Below are 695 nucleotides of genomic sequence, written 5' to 3' on the forward strand. Positions count from 1 at the left end.
GGCCGCCGGTGGTGATCGCCGGGCTCGCGGTCGGCTGGGACGCGGCCGGTGCCGAGCTGCGGCATGCGGCGGAGGCGGCGAACGCGGCGCGCGGGCTGACCGACCGGGACTGGTACGACGTACGGAGCCTGGATGTCGACCTGTTGCTGTGGCGACTGCGGGAGCACGGCGATCTGGCCGCCTTTGTCGACCGGGTGATCGGTCCGCTGCTCACTCATGACCGCACCGCCCGCCCGCCGCTGGTGCCGACACTGGAGACATATCTGCGCCATGCGGGCCGTAAGGCGGAGACGGCCCGTGCGCTGCACCTCAACCGCCAGACCCTGTACGACCGGCTGGCCCGGATCTCCCGGCTGCTGGGCAGCGATCTGGAGGACCCGCAGACGGTTCTCGCCCTGGGAGTGGCCCTCCAGGCCCGCCGCCATGTGCGATGACGCAGTGGCGGCCCACCCCGCCTGACGCGGGTACGGGCCCGCCTGACGTGGGTACGGGCCCGCCTGACGTGGGTACGGGCCCGCCTGACGCGGGTACGGGCCCGCCTGACACGGGTACGCCCCGCCTGACACGGTGCGGCCCACCCTGACACGGGTGCGGGCCGCCTCGTGTGCCCGGGCCCCCGCCCGGCGTCCCCCCGTACCGCCGGGCGGGGGGACGGACGTGTAGCCGGGCGGGGAGAGGCTCCCTCACCGTCCGCC

1 protein-coding gene is annotated in these 695 nt (G+C 75.3%); it reads left to right on the plus strand.

Going from position 1 to position 695, the window contains the following annotated elements:
• A partial coding sequence (locus KN815_RS48215; RefSeq protein WP_216348083.1) for a PucR family transcriptional regulator occupies positions 1 to 434 on the plus strand: 434 nt, incomplete at its 5' end.
• Positions 435 to 695: the final 261 nt, after the last annotated feature.

The sequence above is a fragment of the Streptomyces niphimycinicus genome, assembly GCF_018883605.1.
GTDB lineage: Bacteria > Actinomycetota > Actinomycetes > Streptomycetales > Streptomycetaceae > Streptomyces > Streptomyces niphimycinicus.